Below are 486 nucleotides of genomic sequence, written 5' to 3' on the forward strand. Positions count from 1 at the left end.
TAAAATAACACGCAACACTATTCTTCTTCCTTGAGTCCGCCCGGAACTCGAAAAACAAACCGAGTTAAAGCCATTTTTCACAAAATCGATTTTGGGTCTCACCAAAATTACGGGGTTGCATACGCATTCGTTTATTTTCGAACGTGTACATACAAATATGCACAAAAATAATCATAATTATTTTCTGAGATGCATTATGATATGAACACCAATTTCGTATAGAGTCTCACTATGTCTCAAATTTTTGCTTACTGTCGGATATCAACGCTGGATCAGACCACCGAAAATCAACGCCGGGAAATCGAAAGTGCAGGTTTTAAAATCAAACCTCAGCAAATAATCGAAGAACACATTAGCGGCTCAGCAGCAACCAGTGAGCGTCCTGGTTTTAACCGGTTGCTTGCTCGCCTGAAATGTGGTGATCAATTGATTGTGACAAAACTGGATCGCCTTGGTTGTAATGCAATGGATATCAGGAAAACAGTG

Annotated in this window: 1 protein-coding gene; it reads left to right on the forward strand. The window is 39.9% G+C overall.

The features are described 5' to 3' along the window. Positions 1-231: 231 nt before the first annotated feature. On the forward strand, positions 232-486 hold a 255-nt coding region (locus E2K52_RS14845; RefSeq protein WP_151205731.1), incomplete at its 3' end, for a recombinase family protein.

Origin of the sequence: Acinetobacter sp. RF14B (assembly GCF_006864105.1) — a bacterium.
Taxonomy (GTDB): Bacteria; Pseudomonadota; Gammaproteobacteria; order Pseudomonadales; family Moraxellaceae; genus Acinetobacter; species Acinetobacter lwoffii_C.